20 protein-coding genes are annotated in these 18,834 nt (G+C 45.4%); 9 read left to right on the top strand and 11 right to left on the bottom strand.

Annotated features, from left to right (window positions below):
- Window positions 1-29: 29 nt before the first annotated feature.
- Complete coding sequence (locus R7Q11_RS20830) at window positions 30-830, top strand: hypothetical protein (protein WP_202599865.1); 801 nt, start codon at window positions 30-32, stop codon at window positions 828-830.
- Window positions 831-1,143: 313 nt separating this feature from the next.
- Here the strand turns inward: R7Q11_RS20830 and R7Q11_RS20825 are convergent, their stop codons facing one another.
- From R7Q11_RS20825 to ppiC, 6 genes are all read right to left on the bottom strand, one after another.
- A complete protein-coding gene (locus tag R7Q11_RS20825) occupies window positions 1,144-2,898 on the bottom strand; it encodes an ABC transporter permease subunit (protein ID WP_405532257.1) in 1,755 nt (584 codons plus the stop codon).
- 4 nt (window positions 2,899-2,902) lie between these two features.
- Complete coding sequence (locus R7Q11_RS20820; RefSeq protein WP_005375350.1) at window positions 2,903-4,417, bottom strand: ABC transporter substrate-binding protein; 1,515 nt, start codon at window positions 4,415-4,417, stop codon at window positions 2,903-2,905.
- Window positions 4,407-5,255: an ABC transporter ATP-binding protein gene (locus R7Q11_RS20815; RefSeq protein WP_005375349.1), complete on the bottom strand. Its 849-nt coding sequence runs from the start codon at window positions 5,253-5,255 to the stop codon at window positions 4,407-4,409. The genes R7Q11_RS20820 and R7Q11_RS20815 overlap by 11 nt, the downstream gene beginning before the upstream one ends.
- Window positions 5,256-5,275: 20 nt before the next feature.
- Window positions 5,276-6,037 (bottom strand): ATP-binding cassette domain-containing protein, encoded by a 762-nt coding sequence (locus tag R7Q11_RS20810; protein ID WP_005375347.1) that lies wholly within the window; start codon window positions 6,035-6,037, stop codon window positions 5,276-5,278.
- Window positions 6,038-6,209: 172 nt separating this feature from the next.
- Window positions 6,210-7,514, bottom strand: a complete 1,305-nt coding sequence (locus tag R7Q11_RS20805; protein ID WP_005375345.1) for an MATE family efflux transporter — start codon at window positions 7,512-7,514, stop codon at window positions 6,210-6,212.
- Window positions 7,515-7,857: 343 nt separating this feature from the next.
- Window positions 7,858-8,199 carry a peptidylprolyl isomerase PpiC gene (ppiC, locus tag R7Q11_RS20800; RefSeq protein WP_080276970.1) on the bottom strand — a complete coding sequence of 114 codons (342 nt, stop codon included), beginning with the start codon at window positions 8,197-8,199 and terminating at the stop codon, window positions 7,858-7,860.
- A 214-nt stretch (window positions 8,200-8,413) separates the two neighbouring features.
- On the opposite strand from ppiC, the gene R7Q11_RS20795 reads away from it, so the two are divergent.
- Window positions 8,414-9,328 (top strand): chemotaxis protein, encoded by a 915-nt coding sequence (locus R7Q11_RS20795; protein WP_005375335.1) that lies wholly within the window; start codon window positions 8,414-8,416, stop codon window positions 9,326-9,328.
- An 80-nt stretch (window positions 9,329-9,408) separates the two neighbouring features.
- On the opposite strand, the gene R7Q11_RS20790 is transcribed toward R7Q11_RS20795, so the two are convergent.
- The 4 genes from R7Q11_RS20790 to hutW form a co-directional block, all read right to left on the bottom strand.
- Window positions 9,409-9,945: an ATP:cob(I)alamin adenosyltransferase gene (locus R7Q11_RS20790; protein WP_005375333.1), complete on the bottom strand. Its 537-nt coding sequence runs from the start codon at window positions 9,943-9,945 to the stop codon at window positions 9,409-9,411.
- Between the two features lie 97 nt (window positions 9,946-10,042).
- The gene (gene hutZ / locus R7Q11_RS20785) at window positions 10,043-10,573 is read right to left on the bottom strand and encodes a heme utilization protein HutZ (protein WP_225466685.1); all 531 of its coding nucleotides are present in this window, start codon (window positions 10,571-10,573) and stop codon (window positions 10,043-10,045) included.
- A gap of 56 nt (window positions 10,574-10,629) precedes the next feature.
- Window positions 10,630-11,133, bottom strand: a complete 504-nt coding sequence (hutX, locus tag R7Q11_RS20780; RefSeq protein WP_005375329.1) for a heme utilization cystosolic carrier protein HutX — start codon at window positions 11,131-11,133, stop codon at window positions 10,630-10,632.
- Window positions 11,134-11,165: 32 nt separating this feature from the next.
- Entirely contained in the window at window positions 11,166-12,536 is a 1,371-nt protein-coding gene (gene hutW / locus R7Q11_RS20775) for a heme anaerobic degradation radical SAM methyltransferase ChuW/HutW (RefSeq protein WP_017821234.1), read from the bottom strand.
- Window positions 12,537-12,696: 160 nt separating this feature from the next.
- Between hutW and R7Q11_RS20770 the strand changes: the two genes are divergently transcribed.
- From R7Q11_RS20770 to R7Q11_RS20745, 6 genes are read left to right on the top strand one after another with little or no spacing between them, the layout of a single operon-like run.
- Window positions 12,697-13,443: an energy transducer TonB gene (locus R7Q11_RS20770; RefSeq protein WP_085569329.1), complete on the top strand. Its 747-nt coding sequence runs from the start codon at window positions 12,697-12,699 to the stop codon at window positions 13,441-13,443.
- Window positions 13,443-14,141 carry a MotA/TolQ/ExbB proton channel family protein gene (locus R7Q11_RS20765; protein ID WP_017821236.1) on the top strand — a complete coding sequence of 233 codons (699 nt, stop codon included), beginning with the start codon at window positions 13,443-13,445 and terminating at the stop codon, window positions 14,139-14,141. The genes R7Q11_RS20770 and R7Q11_RS20765 overlap by 1 nt, the downstream gene beginning before the upstream one ends.
- On the top strand, window positions 14,138-14,551 hold the full coding sequence (locus R7Q11_RS20760; RefSeq protein ID WP_005375322.1) for an ExbD/TolR family protein: 414 nt from the start codon (window positions 14,138-14,140) through the stop codon (window positions 14,549-14,551). Before R7Q11_RS20765 ends, R7Q11_RS20760 begins: the two co-directional genes overlap by 4 nt.
- A gap of 28 nt (window positions 14,552-14,579) precedes the next feature.
- Window positions 14,580-15,449 carry a hemin ABC transporter substrate-binding protein gene (locus tag R7Q11_RS20755; RefSeq protein WP_005375320.1) on the top strand — a complete coding sequence of 290 codons (870 nt, stop codon included), beginning with the start codon at window positions 14,580-14,582 and terminating at the stop codon, window positions 15,447-15,449.
- Between the two features lie 9 nt (window positions 15,450-15,458).
- Window positions 15,459-16,496 carry a FecCD family ABC transporter permease gene (locus tag R7Q11_RS20750; protein WP_053350537.1) on the top strand — a complete coding sequence of 346 codons (1,038 nt, stop codon included), beginning with the start codon at window positions 15,459-15,461 and terminating at the stop codon, window positions 16,494-16,496.
- Entirely contained in the window at window positions 16,496-17,278 is a 783-nt protein-coding gene (locus R7Q11_RS20745) for a heme ABC transporter ATP-binding protein (protein WP_005385036.1), read from the top strand. The genes R7Q11_RS20750 and R7Q11_RS20745 overlap by 1 nt, the downstream gene beginning before the upstream one ends.
- 113 nt (window positions 17,279-17,391) lie before the next feature.
- Here the strand turns inward: R7Q11_RS20745 and R7Q11_RS20740 are convergent, their stop codons facing one another.
- Window positions 17,392-17,853, bottom strand: coding sequence for a TetR/AcrR family transcriptional regulator (locus R7Q11_RS20740; protein ID WP_005385033.1), 462 nt, complete (start codon window positions 17,851-17,853; stop codon window positions 17,392-17,394).
- A 607-nt stretch (window positions 17,854-18,460) separates the two neighbouring features.
- Between R7Q11_RS20740 and R7Q11_RS20735 the strand changes: the two genes are divergently transcribed.
- Window positions 18,461-18,760 carry a YfcZ/YiiS family protein gene (locus R7Q11_RS20735; protein ID WP_005375307.1) on the top strand — a complete coding sequence of 100 codons (300 nt, stop codon included), beginning with the start codon at window positions 18,461-18,463 and terminating at the stop codon, window positions 18,758-18,760.
- Window positions 18,761-18,834 lie beyond the last annotated feature (74 nt).

Here is an 18,834-nt window from a genome sequence, read left to right as displayed (position 1 = left end):
CATCGTCCTATAATCAAGCAGGAGACCGAATGATGAAAAAATGGATCAATTTAGTATTAGTGAGCATGATTGCCACTATGCCGATCGCACAAAGCGTAGCAAAAACAATGTCAACAGAGGGTCAGCTGACTCTGTCTTACAGTGATGGTAGAGCGCCAACTCAAGGCGTTGAGAAGGTCAACGAAGTGCTCAAAACTATTGGTGTGCGAGTTAGTACCGTTTCGCTGCCTGAAGAAGCCAAACCTATTCTGGAAATATCCAAAAAAAGAGCTATTACAAAGGAAGAAAGTGAAAAACTAATCTCACTATTTTCTATGCACCGTGGTGACTTACTGGATCAAATCGAAAAAGCTGGCCGATTACCAGAGGCACACAGAGGCGGTTTCCTATCGACGTCTGAAGTAGGCGTTGCTCCATATCCAAAGGTTTATGATATGAAAGCAATGACTCCAGAAGTTATGCACTTTCTACAAGAAAAATTCGGCAAGTTACATGTTAATAGCTCAGAGAATGGCGTAGGTATCGATGAAGTGATGACCATCGTGTCTGGTGGGCCATGGACTTGGTTCTTTGTATTACCAGACAATGTGATTGGTAAACTGACGCTGAGTCACGTCTCACTAGATGGTGATGCGTGGCGAATCAGCTACCCAGGTCTCGTACCTCATGGTGGGTTCTTAGATGCACCTTATGGCTTGGTTGTCGCTTATGCACACGGCCCTAAAAACTTTGTTATGCGTTATGAAGAGCCGAGTGTTGAAGGTACGGAAACGCTGGGTACTAACTCATGGATCGACTTCAGCGGCGATATTCCAAAGCTACTGGATTAATATCAAAAGTACGACAAACCAAGACTAACGAAAAAAATGACTCGGCTTACTTGCTGAGTCTTTTTTCATTTTTAGGGGATATCACTCCTTTGGTTAACGAAGTGTCCTTGGTAAGTATAACTTTTCTTTAACTAGCAACAGCTTAGCGATAGAAAAGCCAACTGTATAGGTAATAAGTGGGGATTGAGCGCTTCCAATATACATAGACCGTGCTGTGTACTTTCTGGCAGAAAACACATCCTTTTGTTTTCTAAATTACCAAATTACTGATTACATCTGGATATGGAAGCTCACTTCGCTTTATCGCTGCTCGTCACTTGTCATCAAAAATCAAATTCACTGCAATTGCCATCAAAACTAAGCCTGAGATTGGCAGCAAGACACCTAATGGTGAGCGCTCTATGTAAGGCAAGTTTTCCGCAATCAATAAGCCCCACTCAGGTTCTGGCGGCTTAACGCCAAGTCCGATAAAACTCAGAGACGTCAGGCTGAGCGTAATGTACGGCAAACGCAGAAACGCATGACGAATCAATGGCGGCAGCACATAAGGTAACAAGTAGTAACGGAGTACTCGCCACTGACTGGTTCCCCAAATGGGCGCAAGATGCGTGTAAGGCTGCGCTTTGGCTTCCATCAACAAACTTGCACAGTGCGCTGCTAATGGTGCCCATGACACCATAACAATCGCAATCAAGGCACTGTTTGGGTTCATCCCCGTTAGACCCGCAATCAGCAGACCCGCCACAATGTATGGCACACCTTTGGTGATCTCAATTAAGCCTTGGCTATAACGAGTCACAAAGCCGAGCAGCAAACCAATCACCAAACTTAGGAAGGTGGCGATGATGCCCATTTTGATTGTCGACATCATACCGCCACCAACGCGAGCAAGCAGATCTCGCCCGACCGCATCGGCACCAAACGGGGCAGCCAAGCTTGGCGATTCAAGGCGGGTAAATTGGATGGTGTAAGGATCGCGCATTAACGCCCATCCCGCACAACCAATCAGCAAGGCAAAGATTATGGCACTGACGATGCGTTTGGTGGTGCTTTGGGTAAAACGGAACGTGCTGTGACTGCTGATCAGCTTGCCACTTGTGACACTGTGCCCGAGTAACCAGCGTTGCAATAAGATGCTCGCACTACTGATCAACATCGAGAACACCAGCAACACCAACAAGCCACCTTGCAGCATCGGCAGATCTTGTGACTTCGCTGCACCTAAGATCAATCGTCCAATACCCGGAATGGAAAACACCTGTTCCACAGCAACCGCACCGCCGGTTAAACCAATCACCGTCATTGCGATTTGAGGAATCAAGTTACTAACGGCACGCCACAAGGCAAAGCGTAAGATTTGAAACTTACTGACGTTCGCCGATAGCCAAGTGATCACCCAAGGTTCATCTAATACACGCTTGAGGCTGTCATTGAGCAAACGACCGAACAAACCAGCAGCAGGCAATGCCATTGCCAAACTGGGTAACCAGAGGTTTTGCACGCCTTGCCAACCATAAGGTGGGAACCAACCCAACCAAATGGAAAACACCATGATCAGCAGCGAAGCAATCACGTATTCCGGCAGTGAAACCAACACCGAACTGAGCGTGTCATGATGTTTGTCTAAACGATTCTGTTGCCAACGACGCACAGTGTAAAGCACGCTCGCCATGCACATTACAAATGCCATGCCCAGCGCTGTAAGCATCAGTAGTAACGACGTTTTTGCGGTTTGTTGAACGCTCTCCATCACGGATGCGCCGCTCACCCAAGAGACACCTAAGTCTCCTTGCATGGCAAGCGTCAACCAATCCCACAATCGCTCAGCAGCGCTGCGGTCAAGTTGAAGATCCTCTCGAATGGCTTGCAGAGCTTCTGCCGTCAGCAATTGTTGAGCACCCGCACGAGCACGGAGGATTGATTGGCTTGGGTCGATACCTGCAATATCCGGCATCAAACCCACCAGCATAACCACTACCCCGAGTGACAGGAAGCGCGACAAAAAACGCGTAAACCATTCAGGCATACAAGCGCTCCAACGAGAGCGCATGTTGGCAACAGACGACATCGAGTTAGTTCACCTCAGTAAACTGGTCGATCAGGCGACGCTCACGTGGGTCACGTTGTGCATTCTTCACGCGGTCACTCTCACCTTGGATTACACGCTCGTGAAGCAGTGGAATCACAGCGTATTGCTCAAGGATTTTGCTTTCTGCTTCGATGATCGCTTGTTGGCGTTTCTCACCCAAAGGCTGACGATCAGCGTGTTTCAATGCTGCGTCCACTTCTTCAGAGCAGAACTGACCTAGGTTGTAAGAACCTTTACAGCTAAAGTCACTTTGCATGTACGCCACTGGGTCACCAGAATCCAGCACCGTTGCACGTGACAACAAGAACGCATCGAACTTACCTGCTAGTGCATCGTTTTCGATTTGTGCGTATTCACGAACGTCTAGCTCAACCACAAAGCCAGCCGCTTCAAGTTGTTGCTTTAGCAGCACCGCTACTTCTGGCAACTCAGCACGGTCGGTAAATGTACCGATGGTGATCTTCTCACCGTTCGCGTGGCGCATTTCCATGGTTTCCATACGAGGGTTCGCATCACGAATTGGTTGAGCCCATGCCAATGCTGGACCTAACAGACCTTTCGCTGAATCGGCGTGGTTCTCGTAAACCGTTTTGATGATTTGCTCACGGTTAACCGCTTGAGCTGCAGCTTTACGCAAACCGAACTGGCCAAACACGTCTGATTTATTGTTTAGGTAAAGCGTGTTGGTACGCGGCATTGCGACTTCGTGCAGCTGTGAAGATTCCATCATCGCGATTTGCGATACAGGAACCGCTTCAACGACATCCGCCTCACCGGTACGCAGCGCTGCAGCACGAGCAAAACCGTTTGGTACGTATTCCGCAAAAATGCTATCTACTTTCGCTTTTTCACCCCAGTAACCATCAAAACGCTTCAATTTAGCGCTGGTTGTCCCGTTGATTTCTGTCAGAACGAATGGGCCCGTACCCGCATTGATTGGCACAACACGACCGTTTTCTTGGTATGCAGCACCAGAAAGGATCGCTAACTGTGGACTAGATAGACGACTTGGCAACAATGGATCGTTAAAGGTCGTTTTGATTTCAACAGTGAAGTCGTCCAATGCGCTAACTTGCCATTCGATACCATCCAAAATGCGTGGTTTTGGTGCGGCATCTAATGCTTTTTGTAGAGAGTTCACAACCGCGTTGGCATCAAGGTCAGAACCATCGTGGAATTTCACGCCCTTACGTACCGTAAATTGCCACGTCATCGGGTCAACTTGTTCCCACTCCGTTGCCAGCATAGGCTCTGCTACCGACTGATCGTTTAGGTTCACTAGCGTTTCTGCCGTGCTCCAACGTGATAGTTTGAACGCGTCATCTGAAAGTGGCGACAAACCTGTGCGTGGTGGCTGCATCATGGCAACGCGAATTTTCGTTGCTTGCGGTGCCGCTGCTTTTTCCGCATCTGGCTTACTTTCGCCAGAGTCAAAACAACCCGTCAGTAGTGCGCTTAAAGCCAGCGACAAAGCTAACTTGGGAGTACTAAGGTGCATAAGAAACCTCTCCAATGGTTTTTGTGAATTCATTACTTTTGTGTTGAGCGCTCATCAAGGCTCTCGTGATCAAGTGCGATGGGTTATTTGTCACGTTTTGTGCCGTGCCGTGTTCGACAACGCGTCCTTTGTCTAACACTAGGATTTCATCGCATAGGGTTTGTGCCGCATCGAGGTCATGTGTCACCAAAATCAGGCGCATCTGACGACTCTTTTGAATGCCTGCCAACAAGTCGAGAATCTGTTTACGACTGACGGGGTCTAAGCTGCTGGTTGGCTCATCGGCAACCAATACGCAAGGCTCAACAATCAAAGCTCTGGCGATAGCCACACGTTGGGCTTGCCCAACTGATAATTGCTGCGGGTTACGATCCAACAATGTGAGATCCAAACCGACATCCGCCAACACCTTTTCCACCTTCTCATTGAGCTCTTGTGTCAAACCAATGTTGCTTAGCGGCTCCAGTAAGATCTGGCGAACGGCGTAATAAGGATTCAAGCTCGATTGCGGCTCTTGCGGAATCAATTGAATGTGCTGGCACAACTCTTGGCGCTGCTTAGCCGAGCTACGCGATAGCGGATAGCCACACACATACACTTCACCAGATGTGGGTTTACGAAGACCAAACAGAAGCTCAATCAAAGTCGATTTACCCGCACCAGAAGGACCAACAATCGCAATGTTCTTTGTGTCGATGGAAAGATCCAATTGTTCGAGCGCTTTAAACGGTTTGCCCCCCAACCAACTTGGTTTGGAGTAATAGTGAACACTGGCTTGCTCAAAGCGAACTTCCGCCGATTTAGGCTGCGTGTGCCCGCTCAAGTTGTGCTTAGTCAAAATAGGCTCCAGAGATGAGGTTAAGGCAGCAGTTGCGCAAGTTGTTGGCAGAAAGGATGCGAACTTTGCTGAATGGCTTGCCAAGGTGCGCCATAAGCCACCATGGTGTTGTCCGCAATCACCAAGACTTTGTCACACGCCAAAGCCGCAGATAGATCGTGCGTGATCAACAAACCACTGATGTTGCGTTGCTGAACACTACTGCGAAACAACTCAAGGATCTCCGCTTCGGTGATTGGATCGAGCGCACTGGTGGGCTCATCAGCGATGATCAAGTTGGCACTACCAAGCAACGCAATCGCAATACAAATACGCTGGCGCTGACCACCAGATAACTGGCTTGGATGCTGCGCCAATGCTGCTTTTGGATCTGCAAATCCGAGTTGAGACAACAAGGTCGTCACCGTTTCTCGGTTTGCTGAAGACAAGCGTGTTTTGTTGCCCGTCAATGCCAAACACAGTTGTTGCTCGACAGACGCCAATGGATTCAGCGCTTTAAGTGCATCTTGGAAAATGACCGCGGGACGCTGGGATTGACTCCGTTGCAGCATGGCAGTTTGTGCGACTTCACTGCTGTTAAGCTGGATACTTCCGTCTACCCAAATATCTGACGGCAAAAAACCTGCGACGGCTTTCGACAACATGGATTTACCAATGCCGGAAGGTCCCATAATGGCAAGAGCTTCACCTTGAAACAGCTCAAAAGAAATGTCTTTGAAGAGTGTGCGTTCTGAGTCTGTAAGGCTGAGATTATTAACGGAGAGTATTGGTTGAGAAATCACGGCATCAAACTAAATGTAATAATATAACATCACAAATAATATCATGCGGGTTAAAGCAAGGAAACCAGTCGGAAAGGTTATTTCATCACCTTTTTCAGATTTATCAGCAAGGGCAGATGGCTCCACCCTTGTCATAAGAACATCTAAATTAGGTCGTTTGTGACAGTGTGAATTAAAGACACTTTTGTTTAACTTGACCGAGGTATGGGAACAAGAAGACAAAACGCCCAACGTAGAACAAAGTGAATGCCAGCCACAAACCGTGATTGCCCCAATATTGCACCGCAATAAATTGGGTCACTAAGAACAACACCATGGTTAGAAAGGTAGAGTTACGCACTGGTCGCGTCGTCCCTGTACCGGTAAAGATGCCGTAAAACGTAAGACCAAAACCAGCAACCAACGGAAATGCCAATAACCAAGGGCTCATGTCTAGATACAGCTCAACAAGGTTTGGCAAAGTGGTAAATAACGACACCACTTGATGTTTGAACAGCACTAACAGCAAGGTCAAGACAACAACGAACGCCGCGGTCCATTGCGTGTTTAGCTTAATCACGTTATCAAGCAATGTCGGATTCTTCTGGCCTACGGCTTTACCTGCGAAGACGCTCGACGCATTCGCCACACCATCGAACATGTAGCTGACGATAAAGGTCACTTGCATCAAGATTGCGTTCGCAGCAAGCACATCAGAACCAAGCTGAGAGCCTACACGCGCCATCATGTTGAAGAACACCAATAGACACACAGTGCGAAGCAGCAGATCCATATTGGAAGACGCGATAACTTTGAGATCTTTACGCGTCATTTTCGCGGTCTGAATGTAATCAAACAGCGGGAAGCGACAGGTTTTCAACACCAGCACCGCACCAATAACAAACGTCGAAATTTGCGCGATAAGTGTCGCTACCGCAACGCCAGCAATGCCCATATCGAAGTACAACACAAAGACGATATCCAGCACGATGTTCAGCACGTTACCAAACACTTGCGTGAACAAGGTTTCTTTGGCTTTCGCCTGTCCCATCAACCAACCAATCACGGTGTAGTTCAGCAGTACAAACGGCGCACCAAAGATCATGATATCGAAGTAAGTCTTAGCGTTTTCTGCCACGACTGCATCAGGGGAGATAATCAGCTCTGCCCCCATCCAAATCACGGACTGCAACGCAATGAAAATCAAGCCAAGGCAGAGCGAAAGCACGAAAGGACGGAATAAGCTGCTCGCTTGATCTTCTGGGCTATTTTTACCTAATGCGATTGCACTTTGCCCGGTAGTACTGACGCGGAAGAAGCCAAACAGCCAATACAAGGTATTCATGATGACGGTGCCGATCGCTACACCACCAATCATCTCAGCCACACCGAGTTTACCGATCACCGCGGTGTCCACCGCCCCCAATAATGGTTGGGTTACCGTAGAAACGATGAAAGGAAATGCGATTTTAAAATAGTCTTTATGAGTCAGGGACATCTTAAATTATGAACAGGATTAATTTTTATAAGGTCGCTATCATATGCGAATGGCGCCCGAACATGAACCAAAGTTCACCAGCAAGGAATAGCATTGATAATTGATACAACCAGCCAACGTATTCTCATACCAAAGCTTGAAATAGGATAACGACTTATGAGAAAAGCCAAGTTAACTGCATATAAATGAGTTTCTAGTTTGGAAAGATTAGCGTTTGGTTGAGCATGGCAGATCAGAATGTATCTGCCATGTCATAACGGTAGTGATTGGTGAAAAGAGACCGTACAGATGATATTTAATGCTTGTGGGTTTCATCTGACAATGTTTAGGTCGATACCAAGCCTTATGTTCTGTAAAGCACCTTTACAACATGCCAACCGAACTTGGTTTTAACTAGATGCGGCGTTAACACTTCGCCAGAAAAGCACACTTTGTCGAATTGAGGTACCATTTGACCACGGCGGAATTCACCAAGGTCACCACCGCGTTTGCCTGACGGGCAAGTTGAATACTTCTTCGCTAATGTCTGAAACTTTGCGCCTTTTTTCAGTTGCTTGATTATGTCTTCCGCTTGCTCTTTGTGCTTCACAAGAATATGTAATGCGGCTGCTGTATTTGCCATTGATCTATCTCTCACTATTCTGGTCGCGCAAGTGTACCCAATCCTTTTTAACAGACCAAACATTTCTTAATAATAGCTCAGCGGTAAAGGCCCAAATACACGAGGAATATAAAATCGTCTACATAATGAGTTTAAAATACAAACAAGTTTTGCTCAGTTAATCACTATTCTCTAAAAGATTGTCTAAAAAGCTCACATTTGTCTCTCCGATGGTTGAAGCCTTCGTCTGATAAGATTAGATTAGACACAATTCGGTGGTATTTATAAGGTTATTTTCATGGCAAAAGTCGTTAGCAAAGCGAATCAATCTCAGGGCATGTTGATGTTTAAGCTCACCCTGCAACAGAGTTTCGCTATCGGTACGCTAAAAGTCCGTGAAATCGTCCCGTACATGCCAACGACAAAGATCCCTTACTCGCATCATCACGTCATTGGAACCGTTACGATACGTAACTTAACAGTACCAGTGATCGATATGTCAGCGGCTGTTGGCTTTCGTCCTATTAATGAAGAAGAATATAAAAGCTGCTACTTGATCGTGACAGATTGCTTGCGAACCGTGGTTGCGTTTATGGTTCGTAGTATAGAGAAGATCATTGAGTGTGATTGGAAAGCTATTGAAACGCCACCTCCGAGCGCTGGAAAAAATATTTTCGTGACTGGAATTACTCGCTACGAGGACAAAACTGTTCAAATGCTGGATGTGGAGCTGCTACTTTCCAAAATTTATCCGCAGTACGAGAATTCAAAGATACCAATGCTGACAGATATTGAGCGAGAACGCCTAAAAGCACTCAGTATTCTATTGGTGGATGACTCTTCCATCGCTCGTAAACAGCTGTGTGACGCACTCGATAGCATCAATATTGGGTATCAAATCTGTAAAAATGGTTTAGATGCATTGGAACTGATGAAAAGTGACGCTGCGGCTCATCGCCCAATTGATATTCTGGTCAGCGATATTGAAATGCCCGGATTAGACGGTTATGAATTAGCATTTGAAGTTCAGAATAATTCCTCTCTGAACCATTCATACCGCATTTTACATACATCGTTATCGAGCGAAATCTGTGTAGACAGAGCTCACCAAGTTGGCGCGCATGAGGCACTTGAGAAATTCAATGCAGGAGAACTAATCGAAGCGATGCTTCGCGGAGCAAAAGAGCTAGAAGCCAAAGCTATGACTTCTTAACTCTTATTGGACGAGTTGATTTGAGAATATAATGCAGTGCTTGTCCTATCCCTGATGCTCACATCCGCTAATTTCTCAGCTCACTTCTTTGGCATCGCGTAACTACGAGAAACGAATTCCGTCTCTTTGACTTGGTGAGCATGATTAATATAAGAAGCTAGGCTGTAAAGTACATTCGCTAATAAGTTCGCGTAACGAAACAAAATAGGTGCGGGCTGCTTCTTACCTGTATGTTCAACGGCAACTAATGCTCGTACCGTTTTTTTAGCTTGGCAACGGCACAAATGCAATTGACTGGCTGCCGGGTGCCCCCCGGGTAGAACAAAGCCTTTGAAGCCGCCATCAATACGTTGCTTGAGCAAAGCATAATCGGCCTTTAACTCTTCAACTTCCGTCTCTGTAATCGCTAATTTCCCGCGAACCGAACCATTTAGATGATAAACATTAGGCTGCATTCTTGTCAGTATATCGCGGCTAAACTCGTCCAACTCCATAGCGAGAACAAGGCCAATACGACTACAAAGTTCATCTGCTGTAATTTCAAAGTCACAAACCGGACTGTCCTCGTAAATAAACGGATAGCAAATCTCGCTCAATTCCTTACTTACAGGTTTCATGCTTTTGTTCCAATATAAAAAAGGGAGTCAGTATAACCTAACTCCCTTTAAACGTTCATTATGCCAAATGATCGACATTCATATGATCGGTTTACAATCAGGCACTTTCGACTTTCTTGTGACCTTCTTGAAGGTGAACAAAGTCGACTAAATCATCACCAGACACTTGATACGCCTGACCAAAACCTTTAACAAATAGCCCCGATTCTGGCTTTAAGTTGAACAAAACGAAATCCTCTAGCTGGCTTAGACCATCAATAATCTCACCAAAACGCTCTTTCATTTGTCCAACAACTTGTTGCCACATCTCTGTGTCTCGCTCAACTACATTTGCTACCGCATCAAAAGTTAAGCGCTTACGAGCAAACAACTGCTTTGAAGACTCTTCATCTTCGATCATCATCAATGAAACATTTGGATTTTCTAAAAGGTTACGGGCATGACGAGCGATTTTAGAAATGAGAACGAAATAACCTCCCTGGTTTTGGACATAAGGCGCGTAGCTTACATTCGGGCGACCTTCTGCATCGACAGTTGCAAGCTGAAGTGTACGGCGCTCCTGACGAAACTCTTTGATCTCTGGCCCTAAACGACCTTGCAAACGCTCTTGTTTAACTTGTTGATCCATATTGATACCTGACTTTACTAATTAGTATTCGAGTTAAGCCTCGATTATGTTTGTGATTACTTTTTTAATTCGGCTTGTAGGGCGCGAAATGCGGTGACTTGCTCTTCAATCAACTCGCGCTTTTCGTTACGGCCTAAATAAATCTTGAAAATATTGCTTCCGCACTCTGAGAAAAAACCAAAATAGTGACTCTCTCTACCCATAAACGGTTTACTGACTAATGCGACATTTTTAACGTTATCTAATTTAAGGTGGCCGTGCAGTTCACCTTCTCTACCCATTAAATTGTAATAGCCACGCGCCACTTTTCCTTTTGGAAACGGCGCTTTAACTTCAAAGATAGAACCAAAAGAGTGGACGATGGTCGTCACCGGGCCAAAACCAACCAAACTTTCTAAGATGCTTTGCGCTTGCTCTCCTGGTGCAATAGCCACCATTTCCTGAGGTAGAGCCGCAACAACCTCAAACTCGGAAATGCCAAGACGCTCTGCCATCGCAGCTGGCAATAATTGTGGTTCTTGCTCTAGTAATACTTCAACTTGTTGCTTGATTGATTCCATTGTGTCTTCCGTTTTTGTTCAATTTGTTTTCATTAATTATTGGATGCTTTCGGTACGGTTTCGTTCATCTCTGACGTGAGTACCTGAATACAACTTTGAGCCAATGACACAGCCCAGAAGCTGCCTGCAAGAGTAAGGACTGCGCTACGTTCATGTAGTTGTACTAAGCCTTTCGCTTGCCACACTTTAAATAGAGGCAATAAAAACCCGAACGCGTCCTCTCCCATAAATGATGGAAGTTGATTTGCTTGAACAATGCCACGGTCAAACGCAGATTTGAGTGCAGAAAAAAGTGGTTCTAGAGGGCTTTGCTTCATCATCATCGCGATGGCGCTTTGACCTTCTTTGACCGCTTTAATATAGGTCTCTAGTGTGCGGTGTTGCATCATCCCGTAGCCACCGATATTACCTCCAGCACCACAGCCAATTGGCAATACCTCTGCATAAGTCTTGGCTAAACTATTGTATAAACTACGCTCGCGGTTATCGATTGCCCAATGGTTCACACTCAGTTGCTTCATATGGTGTTTGGCCATAAAGTTCACACCGAGCTCATACATTCCCGCTTTTTCTGGTGTGGTCGCAGGTGGCGGGATTTTTCCCTTTTCTACGAGGTTGAGCATGGGAGCTGACCCACCAACCACTAACTGATACAAATCCAGTCCGTGTGCGCCAGTCGAGAGGAAATCATTTAAATCTTGCTCTAACACTTCTTTGGTTTGATAAGGTAAGCCATAGAGTAAATCGATAATGACCGGAATTTTGTCTTCTTTGGCGATCTCGCTCACTCGTTTGAGGACATCTTCCCTATCATCTAAACGTTTTGCGCTGCGGCGCACTTGTGTATTAAAACTTTGCACACCAAAAGAGAAACGATTAAACCCACCCTCTAAAGCGCCTTGATACAACTCATCAGAAAAACGATTGATGCGACCTTCTAAGGTGATTTCGCAGTCTGCAGCCAAAGGAAAGTGGTCTCGGATAGCCTGGCCTAACACACGAACCTGTACTGGAGATAAATCCGTTGGCGTTCCGCCCCCGATATATACGGCGTGAAAAATACCATTTTGTGTCCAAGGTAATGCCGCTTTCTCTCTAAGCTCCTGCATTAATGCTTCAAAGTACTCATCAACCAGTGTGCGACTTGCAGCATTTTGAAAGAAGTTACAAAAAGTGCAACGAACGCGACAAAACGGAACATGAATATAAAGACAGCGTTTATTGGTCGCTTTAATTGAGTTAGCCGTAATACTCGAAAAAATCGCCTGTTGTTGAGACGAGGGCACAGGTACGCTCGCTCCCCCGGCATGTGCAGAATGCTTCTTAACAAAAGCAAATCGCAATGGATCAGGACTATCACTGCCCAACACTGATTCATCAAGCTTATCGATATCGACGCTCATATATACTCGCTTAACTCCCATCATGTAAGGGATGGAAGCTGATCTTAAAAATTCTGCAAGAATCATAATTTGAGCGTAATGATAATGCAATTGATAATTGATCTTATTTCCATTGTAAGTAATAATCTGCCCAAGTTTTCATAGTTTCCCGAGATATTCCGTGAACGTACAAAGATATGTCATTGCAGGAGGTGCTTCCCTTGCCATCCATGCCGCACTTCTTTTTGTTTCTCAAGAGACAAAGGTGTTCGCGATGCCTGCTGGAAACCCAGCAAGTTCGGTAAGTCTAAATCTTGTGTCTGCTCCTCCCGCTGTCGAAAAATCTACACCAGAAAATGTAGCGCCACCAAAAGAGCAGCAGCCTCAAGACCAACCTGAACCAGAAAAGAAGATTGTAAAAAAACAGGTCGTCAAGAAAGACGCTGTTAAGAAGAAGGTAGTAGAGAAAAAACCAGAACCGGTTAAACAATCTAAACCTAAAACGGTCGAGCCCACCAAAACCGTAACAAAGCAAAAGGTTCAGCCCGAAGCGAAACCAAAGAAAAAAACGGAACCGGTGAAGAAAGAGACGGTAGCTCAACAATCCGCACCTGCGAGCCAATCCAAAGGGGCAACATCTCAGCCTGTCTTGGTCGACAAACCAACGTTTGTGAGTCAACCAACACAACCCCGTTACCCAAGGTCTGCACAAAGACGCGGTATTGAAGGTGTAGCCTTGTATGAGATATGGCTAGATGAGAATGGTAACCAGATTAAACAGGTTTTGATTGAGTCTTCCGGCACAGAGTCGCTAGATGCCTCAGCACTTCGTGCGATCAAACAGTGGCAATTTACACCACATATTTCAGGTGGGCTAAAAGTCGCTCACCGAGTACAAGTACCTGTTCGTTTTAAGTTGGATGGATAATGGAACAACTACAAGAATTACAAACTCAATTTGGGCTGATGACATGGCCTTTGATCATTTGCTCAGCTCTAACCGTGATGATCATCGCCGAGCGATTATTCCATGTGTTAATTAGCCTTGGTGTAGGAAAGCGAGCCATTCGCCAAAAGCTCACAGGATTAGACCCAACAAATGGGAGCGAGCTTGAAGCACTTGCTGAAGAGTTGTCGAATAAGCGGCCGCTTCTGTACCGTGGTGTTGCGATGTTGCTTGCTCATCATTCTTTCTCGAAATCTTTAAGAGAAGATGCCGCAGGTATTTGGCTGCAAGAAAAACGCCATCAGTTGCATTCCGGCCTTCGTTTGCTGACGCTGATTGGCGTCATCAGCCCTTTAATTGGCTTGCTTGGTACGGTACTTGGCTTAATTGACATGTTTAAAGGCATCGCGGTTTCAACGGGGAATATCACTCCGAATGATTTGGCTGACGGCCTAGGTCTTGCTATGCGCACCACTGCCGCGGGTCTCATTATCGCACTTCCTGCCATTTCAGGAGCGCAGATCATTGGTTTGTGGGCGGATCGTGTAATCGCCAAGCTTGAGCACACTTTAAACTACGTCAACTTATGGCTTGAAGGCATCTCGTTACAGCATGTCTCGCCAGACCACTCAAAAGTAACACTGCGCTCTTCTGGGAAGATTGAGGCCGCAAGTCAATGATTAAAACACCACAAGAAAATAGTCGTAACGGTTTAACCCCCGATTTAACACCGCTGTTAGACATTATTTTTATCGTCATGGTTTTCCTGATGTTAACCGCAGCGGTCAAACTCGATTCATTAGACGTCAATTTACCGAGCACAGAATCTCAGGCTGTTGCAGATGTCGATAAGCAATCCATCACGGTAAATATTCTTAAAGACGAGCCTTACTGGGCTATTAACGGCAAGACATATATCGATTGGGACAACTTTACCCTCGCGCTGTTAGAAGAGAGTAAGTCAAGCGATAAACCGATTGTAATTGGAGCAGAAAAAACCGCGAATATTCAGTCGCTAGTACAACTTCTCGGCTTTTTACAAGAAAACGGAATTCAAGCAACTCAGTTACTCACTGAAGAGCCATCATAAAAATAAGTAAGATAGAGATCCTTTCAAAATGAAGAACACACGCATCACTATTCATGCTGTTGTCACGGCAGCTATTTCCCTACTTGCGAGTAGTCAACTTTTTGCCAATGAAACGCCATCCTCAGAGCGCGTTGTTAGCGCAGGCAGCGCCGTCACTGAACTCTTGCTTGAACTCGACGCTAAAGATAGCTTGGTTGCTATCGACGTCACCAGTCAATTACCAAAAGGGATGGAACTGCCTAAAGTGGGCTACCATCGTCGTCTTTCAGCGGAGGGGTTGCTCGCCTTACGTCCGACAAAAGTCATTGGTTCTGATGAGATGGGGCCGAAAACAACATTGAGCCAATTGAAATCGGCTGGCGTAGATGTAGAAATCGTTAATACTGATGCAAATGTCGAGGGCCTTTATCAACGTATTGATCAAATTGCGAACCTTATGGATCGCAAAGCTCAAGCTGAAAGCTTAAAGCAAGATGTCCAGGCGCAAGTACAAGCACTCAATGCAAACCAACCTGATCAAGCGAAGAAAAAGAAAGTGCTCTTTCTGCTGATCCATGAAGGGCGACCTGCAAATGTTGCGGGCTCACAAACGACACCCGATGCAATTATTCAACTCGCCGGCGGACAAAACCCAGCCGCTACACAACTCTCGTCTTACAAGCCTCTATCCACAGAAGCGATGGTAGAGATGCAGCCTGACGTGATTCTTGTTAGTGGTCGCAGCTATGAAACGTTGGGTGGTGCCGATGCAATTTTAAAAGCAATGCCGCTTCTTGCTGCAACACCCGCTGGAAAGAACAAAGACATCATAACGATTGATGGCCATGCTCTGGTAGGTGGTTTGGGCCTTAAAAGCCTTGCAGAAGCTAAACGCTTGAATGCACTGCTTTACCCATAGAGACATGACATGTTGTTAAGACGCATCCCCCTTTCAACGACGTTATCAGTGCTTAGTGGATTTTTAGCATTTATTGCTATCGCCTCTATTACCGTTGGCCCAATGAACATTAGCTTTGCTGACAGTTTGCGTAGCCTAACGGGAGGCAGTTCTGATCTCGCTCCTCACATTCAGTTGGTCATTAACGAAATCCGATTGCCTCGAACCATTTTGTGTATGTTCATCGGCGCCATTTTAGCAATTTGTGGTGTGGTTATGCAGGGCTTGTTCCGTAACCCATTAGCCGAGCCTGGTATCATTGGTGTGTCTGCTGGCGCTGCTCTTGGTGGTGCATTCGCTATTGTTGTATTTGCTGAATTTAGCCAAAACTATCCGCAACTAATGAACTTAGCGGCTCTGCCTCTTTTTGCTTTCCTTGGCGGTGCACTAACGACTATTCTCGTTTATAAACTCGGCACAAGTAAGTTTGGTACCTCAGTTACAATTATGTTGTTAGCCGGCGTTGCCATCAGCGCGCTCTCGGGGGCTGCGATTGGCTACATGAACTTTATCGCAGATGATCAGATGCTGCGAGATTTGACGCTTTGGTCGATGGGCTCATTAGCTGGTGCAAATTGGTCAGGGATTGCTCTATCTGCTATAACACTCGTCATCCTATTGCTCTGGTTTCAGAAGAAGTCGATGGCGCTGAATGCTCTGTTGTTAGGGGAATCAGAAGCAAGACACTTAGGAGTTCCGGTTCAAAAACTCAAACGTCAGCTTATTTTACTTTCTGCACTGGGTGTTGGTATTACGGTGAGCATCAGTGGTGCAATTGGCTTTATTGGGCTCGTGATTCCTCACTTAGGGCGCATGCTCGCTGGGCCTGACCATCGAACGCTATTACCAATATCTGCCTTAATGGGAGCACTGCTTCTTACTGCCGCAGATATGTTTGCTCGTGTTGCCGTGGCACCAGCTGAATTACCAGTTGGAATCGTGACCGCATTAATTGGCGCGCCCTTTTTCATCTACTTATTGTTCCAGCAAAAAGGGAAGATTTTGTAATGAACCAGATCGTTTTATCGGGGAAAAACATTTCGATGACATATGGCAACCGTGTGGTGCTCGATGACATCAACATTGATATCCGAGCTGGTGAAGTGACCGCCCTACTCGGCCCCAATGGCGCAGGTAAAAGTACTTTACTCAAGCTTCTATGCGGTGAGATCTCTTCGAATCATCACATCACCTACTTCGGTAAACAAAAGCATGATTGGGAGCCTGAAAAAAGCGCCAAACATATTGCAATGCTCCCGCAGCACAGCACCTTAACCTTCCCATTTCTAGCCAGAGAAGTCGTAGAGCTGGGGGCAATACCGCTATCACTGTCCAATAAAGAAACCACTAAACTGGCTTTACATTACATGGAACAAACCGACGTATTGCATTTAGCAGAAAGCCTGTACCCGTCTTTATCTGGTGGAGAAAAGCAACGACTGCATCTAGCACGAGTGATGACACAACTACATCAATCTGGCGAAAAACGAATCTTAATGCTTGATGAACCTACCTCAGCGTTGGATCTCGCCCATCAACACAACACGTTAAAAATTGCTCGTGAAACGGCAAAAGCACAGAACGCTGCGGTGGTTGTGGTGTTACATGACTTGAATCTAGCCTCTCAGTACGCGGACCGCCTTGTACTCTTGCATAACGGGAAACTAGTTTGTGATGACACGCCATGGAATGCACTAACGTCAGAGCGCATTGAACAAGTTTATGGCTATCGCTCTATTGTGACAAAACATCCGACGCTAGACTTCCCTCAAGTGCATGCCGCAGCATAAAGCGTATCTCCTCTAAAGCCGTCTCGAAAACACTTTGATACGACAAAGGCCCGCAATATGAGAGTTGCGGGCCTTTGCTTTTATATTGGCAGAATTTGTTGCTTTAAACGCTATTACTTGCTCATTTGGATCAATGAACGACCAATCAACCACTCAAGCTCTTTGTCACCACCCGCACCAAACTGGCTTTCAACCATTTTGTATAAGCGGTCAATACCATTAGCAGCAAATTCTTGCGCATTTTCAGCGGTGACAATGTGATGGAATAGCAGTCGTAAAATCGCGAGGAACTCAGCATCTTCCAGCGCTTTAATCCAACTTTGTGAAAATGCATTTAATCCTTTATCAAACTCTAAGTGTTCAATAAACATTTTAAAGATACGGCCATCCAGTGCGGCGGTGAAGTCCGTTTTCTTAGGGAAGTGATGGCTAATACCGGTACGCGATATACCTGTCTGCTGGCTTAGCGTCGTGTACGACATTTTGTCGTAACCTAATCTGAGTAGCTGATCAATAACGGCATCCATGATCTTTTGGATAGTGATTTCGGTATCTTCTTTACTACGCTTTGGCATATTTTAAGCTCTTCTCTTTGTAAATCCATCTAACTCACTATTAAATGAGGCCAGAATGAAATCATTCTTAGCATTATACCCGGCTCGCCGATGCGGTTCGATTAGCGAAAACCTAGAAATCAGGTTGCTAAGCACTGCACTTGAAAGCGCTTTGGGTATATGTATTGCGACTATTTAATATCATGTCGAGTTCCAAACCATAACGTCTTTACACTGCGTAATGTGTAATTTTCAGTTATGTTTTTGTCAATACATGCTACTCAAAATAAGGCGAAAAGTTAGTCTCATCAAAACCTTGCGCCAATTATTCATCGAAACTATTCAAAGACCAAGAATGATAATTATTAAAAATAATCAATCAAGAAATAGTCTTATAAATTAACCATTAGTTCAACTGGACTGAGCAAAATCTCGTCACTATGTTCGTTAATTGATTTTAAATGTTGATATATATCACATTAACGTTCTTGATGATTTAGTAATCCAATCTTTAACCCTTACTTAACAAGTGCCTACTCTGTTCCTTTTTTACGCAAAAGTCGTCATTTTTGTAGATACAGATCAAATACCTGATAGAATACCCTTAGTATTTACAAGAGGATTCGTTATGAGTGTCGAATTAGAAAAAAACCAAGTATGTGAGGCCTGCGGCTGTGCTGGCGAGATTGGCTTTATCATCAAAGAAGGTGACGAAGTTGCCGACGTAACGGTTTTCGCACAGACAAAAACAGAGCTAGAGTCTGAACTACAAAAATACATCGAGCTCGCTAAATCAGTATGTGCTGATGTTGAATACAATGTTTCAGAAATAACCGAAGAATCGAACCAAGCGACGGCTCGATTCAAATTTGAAGTAAGTGCTGAAAAACTTATCTTTGAATTAAAAACTCGCTCACTCGCGCGTTAGTAAATTACCACCTTCTAAAGAAGGTGGCTTTGTGTGAGCCCCCTAAAAGGGGGCCTTTGTTTAGTCCAGCGCCA

It is taken from the genome of Vibrio sp. 970 (genome assembly GCF_033339075.1).
The sequence above is the reverse complement of the archived record's forward strand: the minus strand, read 5'-3'. Positions and strand labels throughout refer to the sequence as shown.